The sequence below is a fragment of the Pseudomonas sp. p21 genome (genome assembly GCF_001642705.1).
Taxonomy (GTDB): Bacteria; Pseudomonadota; Gammaproteobacteria; order Pseudomonadales; family Pseudomonadaceae; genus Aquipseudomonas.
The window spans coordinates 213,237-233,340 of record NZ_LWBV01000003.1; the positions used below are offsets into that span (position 1 = coordinate 213,237).

General features: G+C 65.1%; 12 protein-coding genes. 8 read left to right on the forward strand and 4 right to left on the reverse strand.

Annotated features, from left to right (window positions below; translation table 11 throughout):
• Positions 1-7: 7 nt before the first annotated feature.
• A complete protein-coding gene (locus tag A4C63_RS26550) occupies positions 8-175 on the forward strand; it encodes a DUF6026 family protein (RefSeq protein ID WP_016488155.1) in 168 nt (55 codons plus the stop codon).
• 9 nt (positions 176-184) lie between these two features.
• Here A4C63_RS26550 and A4C63_RS26755 read toward each other — a convergent pair whose 3' ends face one another.
• On the reverse strand, positions 185-934 hold the full coding sequence (locus A4C63_RS26755; RefSeq protein ID WP_082888302.1) for an RHS repeat-associated core domain-containing protein: 750 nt from the start codon (positions 932-934) through the stop codon (positions 185-187).
• 621 nt (positions 935-1,555) lie between these two features.
• Between A4C63_RS26755 and glgA the strand changes: the two genes are divergently transcribed.
• The 6 genes from glgA to A4C63_RS10535 all read left to right on the forward strand — a co-directional run bounded on the left by glgA (position 1,556) and on the right by A4C63_RS10535 (position 13,062).
• A complete protein-coding gene (glgA, locus tag A4C63_RS10510) occupies positions 1,556-3,115 on the forward strand; it encodes a glycogen synthase GlgA (protein ID WP_063912612.1) in 1,560 nt (519 codons plus the stop codon).
• 14 nt (positions 3,116-3,129) lie between these two features.
• Positions 3,130-4,872 (forward strand): malto-oligosyltrehalose trehalohydrolase, encoded by a 1,743-nt coding sequence (gene treZ / locus A4C63_RS10515; protein WP_063912613.1) that lies wholly within the window; start codon positions 3,130-3,132, stop codon positions 4,870-4,872.
• A complete protein-coding gene (gene malQ / locus A4C63_RS10520; RefSeq protein WP_063912614.1) occupies positions 4,869-6,938 on the forward strand; it encodes a 4-alpha-glucanotransferase in 2,070 nt (689 codons plus the stop codon). Before treZ ends, malQ begins: the two co-directional genes overlap by 4 nt.
• Positions 6,935-9,709: a malto-oligosyltrehalose synthase gene (locus A4C63_RS10525; RefSeq protein ID WP_063912615.1), complete on the forward strand. Its 2,775-nt coding sequence runs from the start codon at positions 6,935-6,937 to the stop codon at positions 9,707-9,709. Before malQ ends, A4C63_RS10525 begins: the two co-directional genes overlap by 4 nt.
• A 17-nt stretch (positions 9,710-9,726) precedes the next feature.
• The gene (glgX, locus tag A4C63_RS10530; RefSeq protein ID WP_177340737.1) at positions 9,727-12,114 is read left to right on the forward strand and encodes a glycogen debranching protein GlgX; all 2,388 of its coding nucleotides are present in this window, start codon (positions 9,727-9,729) and stop codon (positions 12,112-12,114) included.
• A gap of 153 nt (positions 12,115-12,267) precedes the next feature.
• The gene (locus A4C63_RS10535) at positions 12,268-13,062 is read left to right on the forward strand and encodes an endonuclease/exonuclease/phosphatase family protein (protein WP_063912616.1); all 795 of its coding nucleotides are present in this window, start codon (positions 12,268-12,270) and stop codon (positions 13,060-13,062) included.
• A 3-nt stretch (positions 13,063-13,065) separates the two neighbouring features.
• Here A4C63_RS10535 and A4C63_RS26760 read toward each other — a convergent pair whose 3' ends face one another.
• A complete protein-coding gene (locus A4C63_RS26760) occupies positions 13,066-13,191 on the reverse strand; it encodes a hypothetical protein (protein WP_256202922.1) in 126 nt (41 codons plus the stop codon).
• Between the two features lie 187 nt (positions 13,192-13,378).
• Between A4C63_RS26760 and A4C63_RS10540 the strand changes: the two genes are divergently transcribed.
• Complete coding sequence (locus tag A4C63_RS10540) at positions 13,379-14,455, forward strand: autotransporter outer membrane beta-barrel domain-containing protein (RefSeq protein WP_063912617.1); 1,077 nt, start codon at positions 13,379-13,381, stop codon at positions 14,453-14,455.
• A gap of 117 nt (positions 14,456-14,572) precedes the next feature.
• Here A4C63_RS10540 and glgB read toward each other — a convergent pair whose 3' ends face one another.
• Both glgB and treS read right to left on the reverse strand, forming a co-directional pair.
• Positions 14,573-16,783, reverse strand: a complete 2,211-nt coding sequence (gene glgB / locus A4C63_RS10545) for a 1,4-alpha-glucan branching protein GlgB (protein ID WP_063912618.1) — start codon at positions 16,781-16,783, stop codon at positions 14,573-14,575.
• Positions 16,784-20,101: a maltose alpha-D-glucosyltransferase gene (treS, locus tag A4C63_RS10550; RefSeq protein ID WP_063912619.1), complete on the reverse strand. Its 3,318-nt coding sequence runs from the start codon at positions 20,099-20,101 to the stop codon at positions 16,784-16,786.
• Positions 20,102-20,104: the final 3 nt, after the last annotated feature.

Below are 20,104 nucleotides of genomic sequence, written 5' to 3' on the forward strand. Positions count from 1 at the left end.
TGTGCTCATGGGTACCTTGATGCCTGCAACCCCAACCCAGACCCTCTATGTCTCCGTGCGCCGTGATGAGCTGCGTAAATTGAAAGACGAACGTGACCAGTTGCGCCAACAGGTCGCCCAGTTGAACCTGCTGCTGGCGCAACAACGTGATGGCGAAAAGGCTGTAAGCCTCTGATCGATTTCTTCAAATCAGGCTTCTGGTAATGCGGAATCGCAACTCACTGTGGCTGTGCCTGCTGGCTGAATCTGAGACGGATAATCCGTGATTTTTTGTTTCACGAATCCTTTCCCCTAGCTGCAAGGCTAGCCATACCTGATCGTTCGGTTCAATCCGCTTGTGGGCATCAGCAAGTCGATGCTGCAAAACAGATAGGGTTTCGAGCTGAGCATTGACCTCACGAGGATTTTGCGGCGAAAAATCCCTCACACCCATAATGTCGCGTTCAAGACGCTGAATTTCCTCGAACGTTGTTTGAACGTGACTCGCACCGCTACCTCCCGAAGGCGCCCCAAAAGAGAGATCTGAACTCCGCTCAACTGAACCGGGTTCGCTTAGGGTAGTAGCGGTGATTGAATCTGTTCGTCGTCCTGGCGACCTGCCGGAGTTGCCAAAAATGCTGGCTACACCCCGTTTCAACCATTTGAAGAAATGGCCTGATGGGTCCAGGCGATTCACCGGGTCGTTAGCGCAGTAGGCGTATGCGTTCGCCCCCCCTTTGCCGAACGGACTGAGCGTATCTGGTGAGTTAAACCGCATAAGTTCGGGCTTATATCCCCGATACCCGTTACCGAGCAGGTAAAATTTTGAGTGCAAATCCCTGTGTTGAGCGTTGAAGCTCAGAGATGAGTCGAGCCATACAGAGTATCCGTAAGGTGCATAAGGGATGCCTGAAGAGTGCTTATGCACTGAGGTCAGCTGATCAATTTTTTCCATGACCTTCGTCCTAGGGGAGATCCGGCACAATGGTGGTGCCCTAGCCCTGAATGACACAACTGTCAGAAATGCCAGCCAAGGGATTCACTGCGCGTTGAGAATCCAATGCCATGATGACCGGGTTGTCCACGATGAAGAAGTGACTTGCTGCTAGCACCATCATGGTGCGTTACCCCACCCTAGCCACAATTTGGCGCATCCTCCAAACACCCCGCACTGCCTTCGCCCACCCCTTTTCACATCCGGTCACATACGCCAACGTTTGCGTCTATTCCGCGCATGGCAATAGTGACCAGTGGGTCACCTTTTTATCTTTTTCTCTCCTACACTCGGGTTTCGGCCCGCCATTTGCTCAACGGAAGAGCGACGAAAAAAAGTCGAACTTTCGGAAACACCGGCAGGTCAGGAACTAAGTAGGCCAAACGCAAGGGACATTCCCTGGCTCGGCCCGCCCATCCCAACCAGTCCAATCGCCTTCGGCCGGAGTGCTGATCGCGTTGTGCCTGCGCGCACGAACCTGGGGCATGGAACGCACTACGCAGAATCCAGAAACAGAGAGAACCAACACGAAACATCGCCACGGGTGCCAGCACCCGGCCAAGCATAGGGACGGAGAGAAGTATGATCAGTGCCGCTGTCGAGCCTCACGTAGATTCATTCAACCCGGACAACCGCGAACCGCTCACCCCGGACTTCGCCGCGACAGGCAAGGCACCCGGCGCCCAGCGCCAGCACAACCGCAACAAGCGCAAGATATTGTTCGTGACCTCGGAAATCGCCGACCTGGTGAAGACCGGCGGCCTGGGCGACGTGTCTGCCGCCCTGCCCCGCGCCCTGGCGCACCTGCACGATGTGCGGGTGCTGATCCCCGGCTACCGCCAGGTGATGGAAAGCGACAACCCCATCCATATCGTCGGTGAACTGGGCGGCCACGCCGCCCTGCCGCCGTGCAAGATCGGGCGCATGGACATGGCCGACGGCCTGGTCATCTATGTGCTCATCTGCCCCGAACTGTATCAGCGCGACGGCACCCCCTATGGCGCCAACAACGGCCGCGACTGGCCCGACAACCACATCCGCTTCGCCCGCCTGGGCCTGGCCGCCGCCGAAATCGCCGCCGGCGAAGGCAGGATCCACTGGAAGCCCGAAGTGGTGCACGCCCACGACTGGCCCGCCGGCCTGGCGCCGGCCTACATGCACTGGCGCGGGCTGAGCACGCCCACCCTGTTCACCATCCACAACCTGGCCTACCAGGGGGTGTACAGCCGCGGCTGCAGCCCGGAGCTGGCAATCCCCGAACATGCCATGCAGCAGGAAGGCATGGAGTTCTACGGCAAGCTGTCGTTCCTCAAGGCCGGCCTGGCCTATTCCAGCCACATCACCACGGTCAGCGCCACCTATGCCCGGGAAATCACCACCCCGGAATTCGGCTGCGGCCTGGACGGCTTCCTCGCCAGCAAGGCGCAGCAAGGCCTGCTCGGCGGCATTCCCAACGGCATCGACGAAAGCTGGGACTCGGCTACCGACAAGCACCTGCAGCACAACTTCAGCATCAATGACTGGGAGGGCAAGGCGCGCAATGCCCAGGCAGTGCGCGAGCTGTTCAAACTGCAGCCCTCCGCAGGCCCACTGTTCGCCGTGGTTTCGCGCCTGGTCTACCAGAAAGGCCTGGACCTTACCCTCGGTGTCGCCGACTACATCGTCGAGCAAGGCGGGCAGATCGCGATCATCGGCCGTGGCGAGCCCGAAGAAGAACAGGCCATGCGCGAGCTGGCGCTACGCCACCCGGGCCGCATCGGCGTGCGCATCGGCTTCAACGAAACCGACGCCCGGCGCATGTTCGCCGGCAGCGACTTCCTGCTGATGCCGTCACGCTACGAGCCGTGCGGCCTCAGCCAGATGTACGCGCAGCGCTTCGGTTCGTTGCCGGTGGCGCGCAACACCGGCGGCCTGGCCGACACCATCGAGTCCGGGGTCACCGGTTTCCTGTTCAATGAGTCCACTGTCGAGAGCTATCGCCAGGCCCTCAGCCGCGCCTTCTATGTCTATGGCAAGAAGGACCTGCTGAATGCCATGCGCTGCCTGTCGATGACCCAACCGTTCAACTGGTGCCAGGCCGTGGAGCCCTACGCACGCCTGTACGAAGACCTGGTCAAGCAGGCGCAGCACAGCCACTACTGAGCGGGGAGCAGAAGATGCACAGGCATGGCGCACACCTGCTGGACGCCACGTCGGCGCGCTTCGCCCTCTGGGCCCCGGATGCGCGCAGCGTGAGCGTGGAACTGGAGCAACAGCCGGCCATCGAGCTGTTGCCCGATGATGATGGCTGGTACACCGGCGTGGCCCCGTGCCAGGCCGGCGACCGTTACCACTACCGTATCGACGGTGCACTGCAGGTGCCCGACCCGGCCTCGCGCTACCAGCCTGAGGGCGTACAGGGCCCAAGCCAGGTGGTGGATGTGGCCGGCTATGCCTGGCAACACCCCTGGCAAGGCCGGCCCTGGCACGAGGCGGTCATCCAGGAGCTGCATGTCGGCCTGCTCGATGGCTACGCCGGGGTCGCCCGGCAACTGCCGCGCCTGGCCGAGCTGGGCATCAGCGCCATCGAACTGATGCCGCTGGGGCAGTTCCCCGGCGAGCGCAACTGGGGCTACGACGGCGTGCTGCCCTATGCGCCGCAAAATACCTACGGCAGCCCCGAGCAGTTGTGTGCGCTGGTCGACCAGGCCCACGGCCAGGGGCTGATGGTGCTGGTCGACGTGGTGTACAACCACTTCGGCCCCGACGGCAATTACCTGCACCGGTACGCCAGCCCGTTCTTCCGCGACGACCGGCAGACGCCTTGGGGCGCAGCCATCGACTTCCGTCGCCCGCAGGTGCGCGAGTACTTCATCCAGAACGCCCTGATGTGGCTGTGCGACTACCGCTTCGATGGCCTGCGCCTGGATGCCGTGCACGCCATCGACCAGCCCGACTTCCTGGTCGAGCTGGCGCAAAGGGTACGCGCTGCAGTGGAGCCGGGCCGCCAGGTGTGGCTGGTACTGGAGAACGAGCACAACCAGACCTTCCTGCTGGAACAAGGCTTCGACGCCCAGTGGAACGACGACGGCCACAATGCCCTGCACGTGCTGCTGACCGGCGAAACCGAAGGCTACTACGCCGACTACCAGCATCGCCCCATCGACCAGTTGGCCCGCTGCCTTGGCGAAGGCTTCGTGTTCCAGGGCCAGGCCAACCGCCATGGTACGCCCCGCGGCGAGCCCAGCGGGCACCTGCCGCCCAGCGCCTTCGTGCTGTTCCTGCAGAACCACGACCAGGTCGGCAACCGCGCCCTCGGCGAGCGCCTGACCCGCCTGTGCCCGCCGCCGGCGCTGCGGGCGGCCACCGGCCTGTTGCTGCTGGCGCCGATGATCCCGCTGCTGTTCATGGGCGACGAAGACGGCAGCTGCCGGCCGTTCCTGTTCTTCACTGACTTCCATGACCAGCTGGCTGATGCCGTGCGTGAAGGCCGGCGCGGCGAGTTCGCCCATTTCGCCGCTTTCGCCGACGCCGAGCAGCGCCAACGCATCCCCGACCCCAACGCCGAACAGACCTTCGAGGCCTCCCGCCCCCGGGCCGGGGAAGTGGTCGCCGGCTGGCACGGCCTGTACCAGCACCTGCTCGACCTGCGCCGCCGCCATGTGATCCCGCACCTGCCTGGCAGCCGCGCGCTGGGTGCCGAGGTGCTCGGCGACAAGGCACTGACCGCACGCTGGCGCCTGGGCGATGGCCACACCCTGCGCATCGACCTGAACCTGGCCGCCACCCCACAGGCGGTCGAACTGCCCGCGCCAGCCACCCGGCTGTTCGACAGCAGCAACACCCGGCATCCCGATACCCATCTGGCCGCGTACAGCTGCGTGGTCAGCCTGCTTCCACCTGCCCAGGAGCGCCCATGAGCGAAACCGCCCTGCACCGCCTGGCAACCCGCGTCGGTCTGTGCCGCGACTGGATCGACGCCAATGCCCGGCCCCAGCGTGTCAGCGACGAGGTGCTGCGCAACATCCTTGAAGGCCTTGGCCACCCGGCCGCCGATGACGCCGCCATTGCTGCCAGCCTGCGCGCCATGGACGCTGCCCAAGACAGCGAGCACCTGCCGCCGCTGCTGACCGCCGACCTCGGCCAGCCACTGGCACTGGCGCGCTACTTCAGCGCCGCCAGCGTCGCGCACTGCACCCTGGAGGACCACACTTCCCTCACCCTCAGCCTCGACGACCAGGCCCGCCTGCCCGGTGCGCTGCCCATCGGCTACCACCAGGTGGAGATCGACAACCGCCGCTTCACCGTGGCCGTGGCCCCGCCACGCTGCCACAGCCTTGAAGACCGGGTGCAGCAGCCGCCCCCGCGCTGCTGGGGTCTGGCGGTGCAGCTGTACAGCCTGCGCCGCCCCGGCGATGGCGGCTACGGCGACTGCCTGGCCCTGGAACAACTGGCCCGCGCGGCCGCCGAGCGCGGTGCCGATGCCCTGGCGATCAGCCCGATTCACGCCCTGTCGGCGATCGACCAGACGCACTACAGTCCCTACTCGCCCTCCAGCCGCCTGCTGCTCAATACCCTGTACGCCAGCCCGGCCGCGCTGCTGGGCGAGCGGGAGGTGCGCGTGGCCATCGAAGCCTGCGGCCTGGAGCAACAGCTGGAAGACCTGGAGCAATGCCCGCTGGTCGACTGGCCGCGTGCCGCCAGCGCCCGCCAGCGCCTGCTCGAAGCCCTGTATCAGGGCTTCAGCCAGGGCGACCACCCGCTGCGCAAGGATTTCGACAGCTTCCGCGAAGCCGGCGGCCAGGCCCTGGAGCACCACTGCCGCTTCGAGGTGCTGCAGGCCCAAGCCGTGGAGCACGGCCTGGGTGCCGACTGGCGCCACTGGCCCAAGGCCTGGCACGACCCGTACCACCCGGAAGTGGAGGCCTTCGCCAACGCCTACCCGGCCAAGGTCGAGTTCCATGCCTTCTGCCAATGGCTGACCGAACGGGGCCTGCAACGCGCCCAGGAAGCGGCACGCGGCAACGGCATGGCGGTTGGCCTGATCGCTGACCTGGCGGTGGGCGCCGACGGTGCCGGCAGCCAGGCCTGGAGCCGCCAGGACGAGCTGCTGGCGGCCCTGAAGGTGGGCGCACCACCCGACATCCTCAACCGTGCCGGCCAGGACTGGGGCATCTGCGCCTTCTCGCCCGAAGGCCTCAAGCGCAACGGCTACCGCGCCTTCATCGAAATGCTGCGGGCCAACCTCGCCCATGCTGGCGGCCTGCGCATCGACCATGTGATGGGCCTGCGCCGGTTGTGGCTGATCCCGCAGGGAGCCAAACCCAGCGAAGGCGCCTACCTCAACTACCCGCTGGACGACCTGCTGCGCCTGCTGGCGCTGGAGTCGGTGCGCCACCAGGCAATCATCCTCGGCGAAGACCTGGGCACCGTACCCGACGGCCTGCGCGAGCAACTGGCGGCCAAGGCTGTGCTGGGCATGCGCGTGCTGCCCTTCGAGCAGACCCAGCCCGGCCATTTCAAGCCGATTCTCGACTGGCCGGACAACGCCCTGGCCACCACCGGCACCCATGACCTGGCGCCGCTCGCCGGCTGGCTGGAAAACCGCGACATCGACTGGAACCACCGCCTGCAACTGATCGACGCCGCCACCGAACTGCACTGGCGCCACGAACGGCAGAAGGAGCACGACGGCCTGCGCCGTACCCTGGAGGCCAACTACGGCTCGCTGCCGGACAACGACGCGCTGATCGACGCGGCCATCCGCTACGTCGGCCACACCCGCGCACCGTTGGTACTGGTGCCGCTGGAAGACCTGCTAGGCTGCGACGAGCAACCCAACCTGCCGGGCACCACCGCTGGCCACCCCAACTGGCGCCGACGCTTTGCCCGGCCGGTACGTGAGTTGCTCGACGACGAAGATGCCGCACGGCGCCTGGAACTGCTGGCCCAGGCCCGCGAACAGGCCTGGGAGCGTGACCGATGAAACCGCTGACCGCGACCCTGCGCCTGCAGTTTCACAGTGACTTCACCCTCGATCACGCCGTGCCGCTGGTGCCGTACTTTGCCCAGCTGGGCATCAGTCATCTGTATGCCTCGCCTATCCTCAAGGCCCGTGCCGGCTCGCGCCACGGCTACGATGTGGTCGACCCGACCTGCGTCAACCCCGAACTGGGCGGCGAGGCGGCGCTGGAAAGGCTGGTTACCGCCCTGCGCCAGCACGGCATGGGGCTGATCCTCGATACGGTGTCCAATCACATGGCCGTGGGCGGTGCCGACAACCCCTGGTGGCAGAGCCTGCTGGCCTGGGGCCGACGCAGCCCGTATGCGGAATTCTTCGACATCCAGTGGCACTCCAGCGACCCGCTGCTGGCCGGCCAGCTGCTGCTGCCGTTCCTCGCCAGCGACTATGGCGTGGCGCTGAAAAATGGCGAGATACCGCTTGAGTTCGACAAGCACCATGGGCGGCTGCAAATCGCCCATTACCAACACCGCTTCCCGATCTGCCCGGTCGACTATGGCTGGATTCTCGCCCTCAGCCCGGAGCCGGCGCTCAAGGCCCTGGCCGAACGCTTCACCGCGTTGAACGCATCTGCCACGCCGCTGGCCGATGCCCTGCCCCTGCAAGCCGAGCTGGCGCACCTGGTATGCGAAGGCGCCGACCTCGAATCGGCGCTGGCGGCGTTCGACAGCCGCAGCGAGAACGGTTTCAAGCGCCTGCACCTGCTGCTGGAGCGCCAGACCTACCGCCTGGCCAGCTGGCGCACCGCTGCCGACGACATCAACTGGCGGCGCTTCTTCGACATCAACGAACTGGGCGGCCTGCGGGTTGAACGCGCGGTGGTGTTCGAGGCTACCCACGCCAAGCTGTTCGAACTGATCGAGCGTGGCCTGGTGGACGGCCTGCGCATCGACCATATCGACGGCCTGGCCGACCCGCGCGGTTATTGCCGCAAACTGCGCCGACGGGTCGATGGCCTGCTGGCGCAGCGGCCGTTGCATGCCGCCCTGGAGCATTTCCCGATCTACGTGGAGAAGATCCTCGGTGCCAACGAGCACCTGCACCGCGACTGGCTTACCGATGGCACTACCGGCTATGAGTTCATGAACCAGGTCTCGCTGTTACAGCACGACCCGGCGGGTGAAGCAGCGCTGACCGAGCTGTGGGCCAATGTAAGCGAACGCCCGGACTTCCCCGAGGAGGTGCGCCAGGCCCGCCACTTGGTGCTCAATGCCAGCCTGGCCGGCGACTGTGAGTCGGTGGCCCAGGCGCTGTTGCAGGTAGCGCGCAACGACCTGATGACCCGCGACCTGACCTTGGGCGCGATCCGCCGCGCCTTGCAGGCGCTGGTAGCGCATTACCCGGTGTACCGCACCTACTTCAATGCCTGCGGGCGCCCGGCAGAAGACGAAGGGTTTTTCCAGCAGGCCCTGGCCAATGCCCGCCAGGACCTCGGCGAAGCCGACTGGCCGCTGCTCGAGCAGCTTGAACAATGGCTGGGGGGGCAAGCCTGGCGCAACCTGCCAGCGGGCCGGGCGCGCAAGCAGCTGCGCCACGCCTGCGTACGCTTCCAGCAACTGACCGCACCCAGCGCCGCCAAAGCCGTGGAAGACACCGCGTTCTACCGCAGCGCGCGGCTGCTGTCGCGCAACGATGTAGGCTTCGAGGCCGCGTGTTTCAGCGCCCCGCTCGAGCACTTCCACAACGAGGCCCAGCGGCGCCTGCGCGACTTCCCCGACAACCTGCTGGCCAGCGCCACCCATGACCACAAGCGCGGCGAAGACACCCGCGCGCGCCTGGCCGTGCTCAGTGAGCGCGGCCCGTGGCTGGCCAGCCGAATGGAACACTGGCGCGAACTGGCGACACCGTTGCGCACGCAACTGGACGACGGCCTGGCGCCCAGCCCCGGCGATGAGCTGATGCTGCTGCAGACCTTGCTGGGCAGCTGGCCACTGGACCTCGACCTGCACGAGGACAACGCCCTGCGCCAGTACGCCGAACGCATTCGCCACTGGCAGCAGAAGGCCCTGCGCGAGGCCAAGCTGCGCAGTAGCTGGAGCGCACCGAACGAGGCATACGAAAGCGCCTGCGCCCGCTACCTCGACGGGCTGCTGCTGGACAGCGAGAACCAGCAGTTGCGCAAATCCGTGGCGGATGCCGCGCAACTGCTCGCTTGCCCCGGCGCCCTCAATGGCCTTGTACAGGCCCTGTTGCGCATGACCACGCCGGGTGTGCCTGACCTGTACCAGGGCACCGAGTACTGGGACTTCAGCCTGGTCGACCCGGACAACCGCCGCGCCGTGGACTACGCTTGCCGGCGTCGCACCCTGGACGATGCAACGCCGGTAGCCGATCTGCTGGCGCACTGGCGCGACGGCCGCCTCAAGCAGGCGCTGATCGCCCGGGTGCTGGACTGCCGCCAGGCCCACGCCGAGTTGTTCCGCCGTGGTGCCTACCTGCCGCTGAGCGTGCACGGCCGGCATGCCGACAAGGTGGTGGCCTTTGCCCGCCTGGGCGAAGGCGAGCGGGCCGTCATCATCGCGCCACGCCTGGCCAGTACCCTGCTGGCGGGTGCACCGATACCCCTGATCCCGGCACAGAACTGGGACGACACCCGAGTAAGCCTGCCGTTTGCCTTGTCGCCTGCCAACTCGACGGGACTTTTCCCCAGTGCTGCGGTCAGCTCTTCCAGGGAGCTGCTGTTGAGCGCCGTGCTGGCGGAGTTTCCGGTCAACCTGCTGATACAACAATCTTGAGCATCAGGAGCGTCATGATGAGTGTTGATGAAAAACGTATCCGCGAATTTGCCTACCAGATCTGGGAATCCGAGGGTAAGCCCGTCGGCCAGGAAGACCGCCATTGGGACATGGCCCGCAAGCTGGCCGAAGCCGAGGCCCTGGCTCCCAAGGCGGCGCCGCGCAAGCGGGCGCCGGCCAAGCCCAAGGTAGCGGCTGAGCCGGTTGAGAAAGCCGTAGCGGTGAAGAAGCCCCGGGCGGTGAGGACCGCCATGAGCCCCCGCCCCCCGAAGAAAACCCGCTCGGTCGCCCCATCGCGCATCCGTGAAGGCCTGCCCTTCCCCCTCGGTGCCACCTGGGATGGCCTAGGGGTCAACTTTGCCCTGTTCTCGGCCAACGCCACCAAGGTCGAGCTGTGCCTGTTCGACTCCACTGGCGAACACGAAATCGAGCGCATCGAGCTGCCCGAATACACCGACGAGATCTACCACGGCTACCTGCCCGACGCGCACCCCGGGCTGATCTATGGCTACCGCGTGCACGGCCCCTACGAGCCAGAGAACGGCCACCGCTTCAACCCCAACAAACTGCTGATCGACCCGTATGCCAAGCAACTGGTCGGCAGCCTGCAATGGTCCGAAGCACTGTTCGGCTACACCATCGGCCACCCCGACGGCGACCTGTCGTTCGACGAACGCGACAGCGCGCCCTTCGTACCTAAGTGCAAGGTGATCGACCCTGCCTTCACCTGGGGCCGCGACCAGCGTGTGCTGATACCCTGGGAACGCACGATCGTCTACGAGGCGCACACCCGTGGCATCAGCATGTGCCACCCGGCAGTACCGGAGAACCTGCGCGGCACCTTCGCCGGCCTGGCCAATGACGAGCTGCTCAAGCACATCAAGGAGCTGGGCGTTTCCAGCATCGAGCTGCTGCCGGTTCACGCCTTCGTCAACGACCAGCACCTGCTGGACAAGGGCCTGAACAACTACTGGGGCTACAACAGCATCGCCTTCTTCGCCCCACACCCGCGCTACCTGGCCAGCGGCAAGATCGCCGAATTCAAGGAAATGGTCGCGCACCTGCACGACGCCGGTCTGGAGGTAATCCTCGACGTGGTCTACAACCACACCGCCGAAGGCAACGAGCGCGGGCCAACGCTGTCGATGCGCGGCATCGACAACGCCTCGTACTACCGCCTGATGCCGGACGACAAGCGCTATTACATCAACGATTCCGGCACCGGCAACACCCTGGACCTGAGCCACCCCTGCGTGCTGCAGCTGGTCACCGACTCGCTGCGCTATTGGGCCGGCGAAATGCACGTGGACGGCTTCCGCTTCGACCTGGCGACCATTCTTGGCCGCTACCACGACGGCTACAGCGAACGCCACGGTTTCCTCGTCGCCTGCCGCCAGGACCCGATGCTGAGCCAGGTGAAGCTGATTGCCGAGCCCTGGGACTGCGGCCCGGGCGGCTACCAGGTGGGCAACTTTGCCCCGGGCTGGGCAGAGTGGAACGACCGCTTCCGTGACACCGTGCGCGCCTTCTGGAAAGGTGACGAAGGCCAACTGGCCGACTTTGCCTCGCGCATGACCGCCTCGGGGGACATGTTCAACAACCGTGGCCGGCGCCCTTATGCCTCGGTCAATTTCGTCACCGCCCACGACGGTTTCACCTTGCGCGACCTGGTGTCCTATAACCACAAGCACAACGAAGACAACGACGAGAACAACCAGGACGGCACCGACAACAACCTGTCGTGGAACTGCGGTGTCGAGGGACCAACCGACGACCCGGGCGTGAATGCCCTGCGCATGCGCCAGATGCGCAACTTCTTCGCTACCCTGCTGCTGGCCCAGGGCACACCGATGATCGTCGCCGGTGACGAGTTCAGCCGTACCCAGCACGGCAACAACAATGCCTATTGCCAGGACAGCGAGATCGGCTGGGTGAACTGGGACCTGGACCAGGAGGGTGAAGAGCTGCTGGCCTTCGTCAAACGCCTGACCCGCCTGCGCCTGGCCTACCCGATACTGCGCCGCTCGCGCTTTCTGGTGGGCGACTACAATGAGGCAATCGGGGTCAAGGACGTGACCTGGCTGGCACCGGATGGCAACGAGATGAGCGTGGAGCAATGGGAAGACCCGCACGGGCGATGCCTGGGCATGCTGATCGATGGCCGCGCGCAAGTCAGCGGAATTGCCCGGCCAGGCGCTGAGGCCACCGTGCTGCTGATCGTCAATGCCCACCATGACATCGTACCGTTCGAGTTGCCGACGGTGCCCGATGGGGATTACTGGAGCTGCCTGGTCGACACCGACCGGCCGGAGCTGCGCAAGGGGCAGCATCTGCAGTTCGACAGCACCTTCGAGGTCAAGGGGCGGTCGTTGCTGCTGATGGTGTTGCAGCGTGATGAGGAGTGAACCTGACAGTCTGGTACCTGTCCCTTGTAGGAGCAGCCTTGTGCTGCGAAGAGGCCTTTACCGGCACAGCAAATGGTTTGCCTTATCGGCCCTTTCGCAGCACAAGGCTGCTCCTACAAGGAGCGGCGCAAACCCGTTGACCGAGGAGTAACCGTGAACCCCGAAGCCGGCAGTAAAGGTTTCGCCAGCGACAACCAGGCCCCGGCCGTGAAGCGGCTGCGGGTGCTGACGGTGAATACTCACAAGGGCTTCACCGCCTTCAACCGGCGCTTCATCCTGCCGGAACTGCGCGAGGCGGTGCGCAGCACCCAGGCCGACATCGTCTTCCTCCAGGAGGTGCTCGGCAGCCACGACCGCCACGCCGCGCGCTACCCCGGCTGGCCGCAGACCTCGCAGTACGAGTTCCTCGCCGACAGCATGTGGAGCGACTTCGCCTACGGCCGCAACGCGGTCTACCCCGACGGCCACCACGGCAACGCGCTGCTGTCCAGATACCCGATCATCGAACACCGCAACCTCGACGTGTCGATCACCGGCCCCGAACGTCGTGGCCTGCTGCACTGCATCCTCGACGTCCCCGGCCAGCGCCAGGTACATGCCATCTGCGTGCACCTGTCGTTACTGGAAAGCCACCGCCAGAAGCAGCTGCAACTGCTGCGCAAGCTGCTCGAGTCCTTGCCCGCCGATGCCCCGGTGATCATCGCCGGCGATTTCAACGACTGGAAATCCCACGGCAACCGCACCCTGGGCCTGCAGCAAGACCTGCACGAGGCCTTCGAGCGCCACCACGGCCACCTGGCCCGCACCTACCCTGCGCGCCTGCCGCTGCTGCGCCTGGACCGCGTCTACCTGCGCAACGCCGAAAGCCATGGGCCGCGGATTCTGGGGCACAAACCTTGGTCGCACCTGTCGGACCACCTTCCGTTGGCGGTCGAGGTCAGGCTCTAGCAATCATTTTTCATAGACACCACACGGCAAATAGCGAACCCCGCTATAGCCCTCTGTTTTACCCGTAAAATCAATTGGTTGAGCCACGCCACGGAACATGAACACTTCCTTCACGCTTTCTTGACGCAAGCGGCGCCCTCTCCTTAGCTGAACATATCAAGCAGTAATGATCTCGCGCCGGGCCTCTAGCTCGCGCCTTCGTGCGCGCTGGCGAAAGCCGGGCGTGCTGGTTTGGGTCGCCCACTGTTTTTGCCGTACAGCTCGTGACAACAGGCCAGGTCCTAGGGCTGTAACACAAAAACAAAGGAGATCCGCCATGAAAAGCACCTCGAATCCCTTGCGCTTCGACAGCATTTTCTACGCGGTTTCCACGTCGCTGCTTCTGGCAACCCCGGTGGAAACTATCGCGTATGAACTGCAGGACGACCCGGCCTCGCCCGGCTTTCTGCAACAACCGGCAGTACCACAGCTGTCGCTCGACCCGGTCAACGCCAGTGGCTTGAGTATCGGTACCTTGAATGCATTTTCGCAGAAGATGAGCGAGCGCCACGGGCAGGCTGCACCGGACCTGGTCGCCAGCCAGTGGGCGCAGTTCTTTCCGACCGCCCCGCGCAAGGGCGCGCAGCCGCCGGACCAGCTTGAAGCCCCCAGCCAGCAACTGATGATCGGCCCGGACCTGTTCGTGCGTGAAACTGCAGCGGGCAATGTGCACCGCGCGGGAATTTTCGTGGGGCACAACAACCTGCAAAGCAGCTTCAACGGCATGCGCCCACTGTTGGGCGACAAGCAGCGCAGCGCGGTGAACCTGAGCGGGGAAAGCCTGGGGGTATACTGGAGCATGACCCATGAGCAGGGCTGGCACCTGGATGCCGTGGCCATGGGTTCGCGCATCGACGTCAATGGTCGTGGCGAGAACGGCCAGCGGCTGGACGACAGCGGCCACGCGATGACCTTCTCGTTGGAGGGGGGCATCCCCATCGGCCTGGGTGGCGGCTGGGTAATCGAGCCGCAGGCGCAATTGATCAACCAGCAGTTCTTCCCCGGCAGCCGGGTGCAGGAAGAGACCTTGCAGGCCTTCGACAGCCAGCCGAGCTGGAGCGGCCGGGTGGGTGCCAGGCTGTCCGGACGCTATGAGGTACGCGGCATGCCGATCGAGCCCTATGTGCGGACCAACGTGTGGTATGACTTCAGCAATGCCGAGGAAGTGAAGCTGGACCAGGTCGACAAGATCTCCAGCTCGCGCTACTCGACCACGGTGGAACTGGGGTTGGGGCTGGTGGCGCGGGTGACGCCCACGGTGGCGCTGTTTGTCAGTGCCGATTACAGCAGTGACGTGGACGACAATGACCTGAACGGGTTGATTGGCAGCCTTGGGGTGCGGATGCGGTGGTAGGCAGGTTCGGCCCTTTCGCGGGTGAACCCGCTCCCACAAGGACCGCACAGGGTCTGAAGCTTGTGCAATTCCTGTGGGAGCGGGTTTACCCGCGAAGAGGCCAGTACTGGCAACACATCAGGCTGGCTTCATTATCAGAACCCCAAGCGGCGGCAGGTTCAGGGCCAGCGACTGTGGCTGGCCATGGCTGGCTATCTCGTCACTCTCCACCACCCCCAGGTTGCCGACATTGGACCCGGCATACAGCTCGGCATCGCTGTTCAACAGCTCCTGCCAGCGCTCGCCGAACGGCACGCCAATGCGATAGCCCTCGCGCGGCACCGGCGTGAAGTTGGCCACCACCAGCACCGGCTCGCCACTGCTGCTCCAGCGCAACCAGGCATACACGCTGTTCTGCGCATCGTCACCAATCAACCACTGGAAACCCTGCGGTTGGCAATCCTGCTCGTGCAGCGCCGGCACTTCTCGGTACAGGCGGTTGAGGTCGCCCACCAGGCGCTGTACCCCCTGGTGCTCAGGGTACTGCAGCAAGTACCAGTCCAGCTCGCCATCGTGGTCCCACTCACGCCATTGGCCGAACTCGCAGCCCATGAACAGCAGCTTCTTGCCCGGATGCGCCCACATGAAGGTGAGGTAGGCACGCAGGTTGGCGAACTTCTGCCAGCGGTCGCCGGGCATCTTGTCGATCAGCGAGTGCTTGCCGTGCACCACTTCGTCGTGGGAGATGGGCAGGATGAAGTGCTCGGAATAGGCATAGATCAGTCCGAAGCTCATCTCGTTGTGGTGGTAGGTGCGGTGCACCGGGTCGTTCTGGATGTAATGCAAGGTGTCGTGCATCCAGCCCATGTTCCACTTGTAGGCAAAGCCCAGGCCGCCCTGCTGGGTCGGCTGGCTGACGCCAGGCCAGGCGGTGGACTCCTCGGCGATGATCAGCGCGCCCGGGGCCTCGTGGGCCGCCACGCCGTTGAGGTGGCGGATGAAGTCGATGGCCTCCAGGTTCTCGCGCCCGCCGTGGCGGTTGGGCACCCATTCGCCGGCCTTGCGTGAATAGTCGCGGTACAGCATCGAGGCCACCGCATCGACGCGCAGGCCATCGATGTGGAAATGCTTCAGCCAGTGCAGCGCCGAGGCCATCATGAAGCCGCGCACTTCGTTGCGGCCAAGGTTGTAGATCAGCGTGTTCCAATCCTGGTGGTAGCCCTCCAGGGGGTTGTCGTATTCGTACAGGGCGGTGCCGTCGAAACGCGCCAGGCCGTGTTCGTCAGTGGGGAAATGCGCCGGCACCCAGTCGAGCAGCACGCCAATGCCGCCCTGGTGGCAGGCGTCGACAAAGGCGGCAAAGTCCTCGGCGCTGCCGTAGCGCGAGGTGGGCGCGAACAGCGACAGTGGCTGGTAACCCCAGGAGCCGCCGAACGGGTGCTCCATGATCGGCAGCAGTTCGATGTGGGTGAAGCCCAGCTCCTGAACGTACGGCACCAGGCGCTCGGCCAGCTCGCGCCAGTTGTAATAGCGCCCGACTTCGCCCGCCTCATCCAGCTCGCAGCGCCAGGAACCGGGGTGCAGCTCGTAGATCGACAGCGGCGCGTTGTAGGCATGGAGCTGCGCGCGTTGCGCCATCCAGGCGTGGTCTTGCCAACCGTGGCTGAGCGCCCCGGCAACCTTGGAGGCGGTGCTCGGCGGCAGTTCGGTGGCGCGCGCCAACGGGTCGGCCTTCAGGGGCAGTATGCCGTCCTTGCCCAGCACTTCGAACTTGTAGGTTTCGCCCACGCCCAGGCGCGGCACGAACAACTCCCACACCCCGGCGCTATGGCGCAGGCGCATGGGGTGGCGGCGGCCGTCCCAGTTGTTGAAATCGCCCACCACCGACACCCGACGCGCGTTCGGCGCCCACACCGAAAAGCACACGCCGTCGATACCATCGACCTGGATCGGCTGGGCACCAAAGCGCCCCGACAGGTCGCGGTGGTTGCCTTCGGCGAACAGGTACAGGTCCATGTCGCCCAGTTGCGGGCCGAAGCTGTAGGGGTCTTCGGTGACCTGCTCGCCGCCGGCCCAGCCGATCTGCAGCAGGTACGGGTGTGCCTCGTCGAGGTGCGCGGTGAACAACCCGGGCAGGCTGCCCTGCTCCATTTCGGTGAGGATGCGCCCGTCATGCCGGGCCAGCATGCGCACATTCAGGGCATTGGGCAGGAAGACGCGGACCACCTGCCCGCCCGCACCGTCGCCGTGGGGGCCTAGTACCGCAAATGGATCGGCGTGCTCGGCGCGGGCCAGGGCGTCCAGGTCCCGTTGCCGAAGGCCGCCGTTTTCACGCGTGGTTGCATTCATCTATGACTCTCCCCAGGTACTGATCAGTCCATGCAGGCCATGCAAGGGCACGGCCAACCAACTCGGACGGTTCTCGGCTTCGTATGTGATTTCGTAGGCGGCTTTCTCCAGGCAGAACAGCTCCAGTGCGACACGCTCGCCCTCGGCCTGCTGCCAGGCGTGGGGCATGGCTGCGGTGGCCAGGCCATAGGCTTCGACAAAGGCATGCCGCGACTGGTGCAGGTACTGCCGGGCAACACGTTGCCGGGCCTGGCGGGCTGGGCCGGAAAGGTCGACCGCAGACGCATTGCGCAAGATCATGGCAGCAGCATAGTCGAAGGATCGCAGCACGCCGCTGACATCCTTGTACGGGCTGTGTTTTGCCCGGCGCTCTTGCAGCGGTCGGGCCGGCTCACCTTCGAAATCGATGAGGTAGGCATCGCCCTGCACCACCAGCACCTGGCCCAGGTGCAGGTCGCCGTGCACGCGCATCAGCAGGCCGCCCTGGGCCTGGCGGGCCAGGTTGGCAATGTGCTGGGCCAGGCCGTCGCGCTGTTGCTGCAAGTCGTCGACCAGCGCCTGGCTGTCGCTGTCGAGGCTGTCGCGGTGCTGGGCCAGCAGGTCGAGGGCATGGGTAAGCTCGGCACTGATCTGCGTACTCCAGCGTTCGCTGTCGTCGGCATCGCTTGGGCGCGGCTGGAAGGCCTCGTCATTGGTCGGTGCGGCCAGCAACAGGTGCATCTCGCCCAGGCGTTGGCCGAGCAAGGCGGCAAAGCCGGTGAGTTCGGCCAATGCGTCGGTGTGTGCCTCGGCGTCGAGGCTGGAGGGCTCCATCTGGTCGCGGATGGCCCGCTCCAGGGTGTTCTGGGTCCAGGCCCAGGCATCACCCTGGTTGCTCAGGTAGCCCTGGGCGATCATCAGCAGGTGTGGCGCGCCCTGCTCGTCCACCCGGCTGACCCAGGCCAGCAACGGCGAAATATTGGCAAAGCCTGCGGCGGTCAGGTAGGCACTCATTTCCAGCTCCGGGTGCACGCCCGGGCTGACCCGGCGGATCAGCTTGAGCACCACATGGTCGCCAACCACCACCGAGCTGTTGGACTGCTCGGCGCTGAGGTAGCGCACGCTGCTTTCGTCGTTCAACGCCAGGTCCGCCAACTGCAGCGTGCTTTCGAAACACAGCTCGCCCTCGCCGTTGCCACAAGGCAGATGCATGCCCTCCTCACAGGCACGCAGCACTGCGCGGATGAACGGCTCGAGAACAAAGGCGTCGGTGATCAGGCCAACCTGATGGGTACGGCGTACCCGCGCCAGGGCGAGCTGTTGCGGCAGCGCGGTGTTGATCTGTTCCTCGGGCAGCAACCCGAACGGCAGTTGGTAGCGGTTGGCCACACCGTCGCTGAGCACTTCGATTTCACCGAGCAACACCGGCGTGGTGGCCGTGCCGAAGCGCACGCCGTAGCACAGGCGCACGGCGTCGATCGGCCCTTCCTTGCCGGCGAACCAGCGCCGCTTGGGCAGGTACTGCGGCAGGATGGCGCTTTGCAGGGTATCGCTGGCGGGGGCTTCCAGCAGTTCTTCCATGCGTTTGCGCAGTACCAATGTGGTCAATTCGGGTAACCCCTCGGTGGCCTGGATGTGCCAGCTGGGCATGCGGTCGTGGGACGCCAGCAGGAACCAGTAGAAGGCGTAGGGTGGCAAGGTCAGCAGGAACGGCAGTTGGCCGATCGGCGGGAAGGCGCTGCCGCCGAGCATCTCCACCGGTACTTTGTCGGCGTATTGTGACAATTCCAGTTCAGCCGCCTGGGCGGCGCGGGAAACGTTGGCCACGCACAGGATGACCTCGGTGTTGCCCGCGGCGTCGGTGTACTCGCGCAGGTAGGCGAGGATGCGCCGGTTGTTCGGCGTGAGGGTGCGCAGGCTGCCGCGGCCAAAGGCCTTTTGCTGCTTGCGCACCGCCAGCATGCGCCGGGTCCAGTTCAGCAATGAGTGCGGGTCGTTGGCCTGGGCCTCGACATTGACGGTCTGATAGCCGTACAACGGGTCCATGATCGGCGGCAGCACCAGCCGCTGCGGGTCGGCACGGGAGAAACCGCCGTTGCGGTCCGGTGACCACTGCATGGGTGTGCGCACGCCGTCGCGGTCGCCCAGGTAGATGTTGTCGCCCATGCCCAATTCGTCGCCGTAGTAGAGGGTGGGCGTGCCGGGCATCGACAGCAGCAGGCTGGTGAGCAGTTCGATGCGCCGGCGGTCACGCTGCAGCAACGGCGCCAGGCGACGGCGGATGCCCAGGTTGATGCGCGCGCGGCGGTCTTCGGCGTAATAGTTCCACAGGTAATCGCGCTCGCGGTCGGTGACCATTTCCAGGGTCAGCTCATCGTGGTTGCGCAGGAAGATCGCCCATTGGCAGTTGGCGGGGATTTCCGGGGTCTGGCGCAGGATGTCGGTGATCGGAAAGCGGTCTTCCATGGCCAGGGCCATGTACATGCGCGGCATCAACGGGAAGTGGAAGGCCATGTGGCATTCGTCGCCCTCGCCCTCGCCGAAGTACGGGCGGGTGTCCTCGGGCCACTGGTTGGCCTCGGCCAGCAGCATGCGGTCGGGGTAGTTGGCATCGATTTCGGCGCGTATCGCCTTGAGCACGTCGTGGGTTTCGGCGAGGTTCTCGTTGTTGGTGCCGTCGCGCTCGATCAGGTAGGGGATGGCATCCAGTCGCAGGCCATCGACACCCAGGTCGAGCCAGAAGCGCATCACCCCGATCACGGCCTTGAGCACTTGCGGGTTGTCGAAGTTGAGGTCGGGCTGGTGCGAGTAGAAGCGGTGCCAGAAGTATTGGCCGGCGACCGGGTCCCAGGTCCAGTTGGACTTCTCGGTGTCGAGGAAGATGATACGCGTGCCGTCGTACTTCTGGTCGTCATCCGACCACACGTAGAAGTCCCGCGCCTTGCTGCCGCGCTTGGCATGCCGGGCGCGCTGGAACCAGGGGTGCTGGTCGCTGGTGTGGTTGATGACCAGCTCGGTGATTACCCGCAGGCCGCGTTTGTGCGCCTCGGCGATGAAGCGGCGGGCATCGGCGAGGTTGCCGTAGTCGGGGTGCACGGCCTTGTATTCGGCGATGTCGTAGCCGTCGTCGCGGCGTGGCGAGGGATAGAACGGCAGCAGCCACAGGGTGTTGACGCCCAGCTCGGCGATGTAGTCGAGCTTGCTGATCAGGCCGGCGAAATCGCCGATGCCATCGTTGTTCGAATCGAAGAACGACTTGATGTGCAGCTGGTAGATGACGGCGTCCTTGTACCACAGCGGGTCGTCGATGAAGGCTGCCGGGCGGGAACGCTTGGCCATATG

What these genes read in the sequence shown, in the direction of transcription:
- A4C63_RS26550 (WP_016488155.1), top strand. Translation starts at nt 8, where the DNA reads ATGGGTACCTTGATGCCTGCAACCCCAACCCAGACCCTCTATGTCTCC.
- A4C63_RS26755 (WP_082888302.1), bottom strand. Translation starts at nt 934, where the DNA reads ATGGAAAAAATTGATCAGCTGACCTCAGTGCATAAGCACTCTTCAGGC.
- glgA (WP_063912612.1), top strand. Translation starts at nt 1,556, where the DNA reads ATGATCAGTGCCGCTGTCGAGCCTCACGTAGATTCATTCAACCCGGAC.
- treZ (WP_063912613.1), top strand. Translation starts at nt 3,130, where the DNA reads ATGCACAGGCATGGCGCACACCTGCTGGACGCCACGTCGGCGCGCTTC.
- malQ (WP_063912614.1), top strand. Translation starts at nt 4,869, where the DNA reads ATGAGCGAAACCGCCCTGCACCGCCTGGCAACCCGCGTCGGTCTGTGC.
- A4C63_RS10525 (WP_063912615.1), top strand. Translation starts at nt 6,935, where the DNA reads ATGAAACCGCTGACCGCGACCCTGCGCCTGCAGTTTCACAGTGACTTC.
- glgX (WP_177340737.1), top strand. Translation starts at nt 9,727, where the DNA reads ATGAGTGTTGATGAAAAACGTATCCGCGAATTTGCCTACCAGATCTGG.
- A4C63_RS10540 (WP_063912617.1), top strand. Translation starts at nt 13,379, where the DNA reads ATGAAAAGCACCTCGAATCCCTTGCGCTTCGACAGCATTTTCTACGCG.
- glgB (WP_063912618.1), bottom strand. Translation starts at nt 16,783, where the DNA reads ATGAATGCAACCACGCGTGAAAACGGCGGCCTTCGGCAACGGGACCTG.
- treS (WP_063912619.1), bottom strand. Translation starts at nt 20,101, where the DNA reads ATGGCCAAGCGTTCCCGCCCGGCAGCCTTCATCGACGACCCGCTGTGG.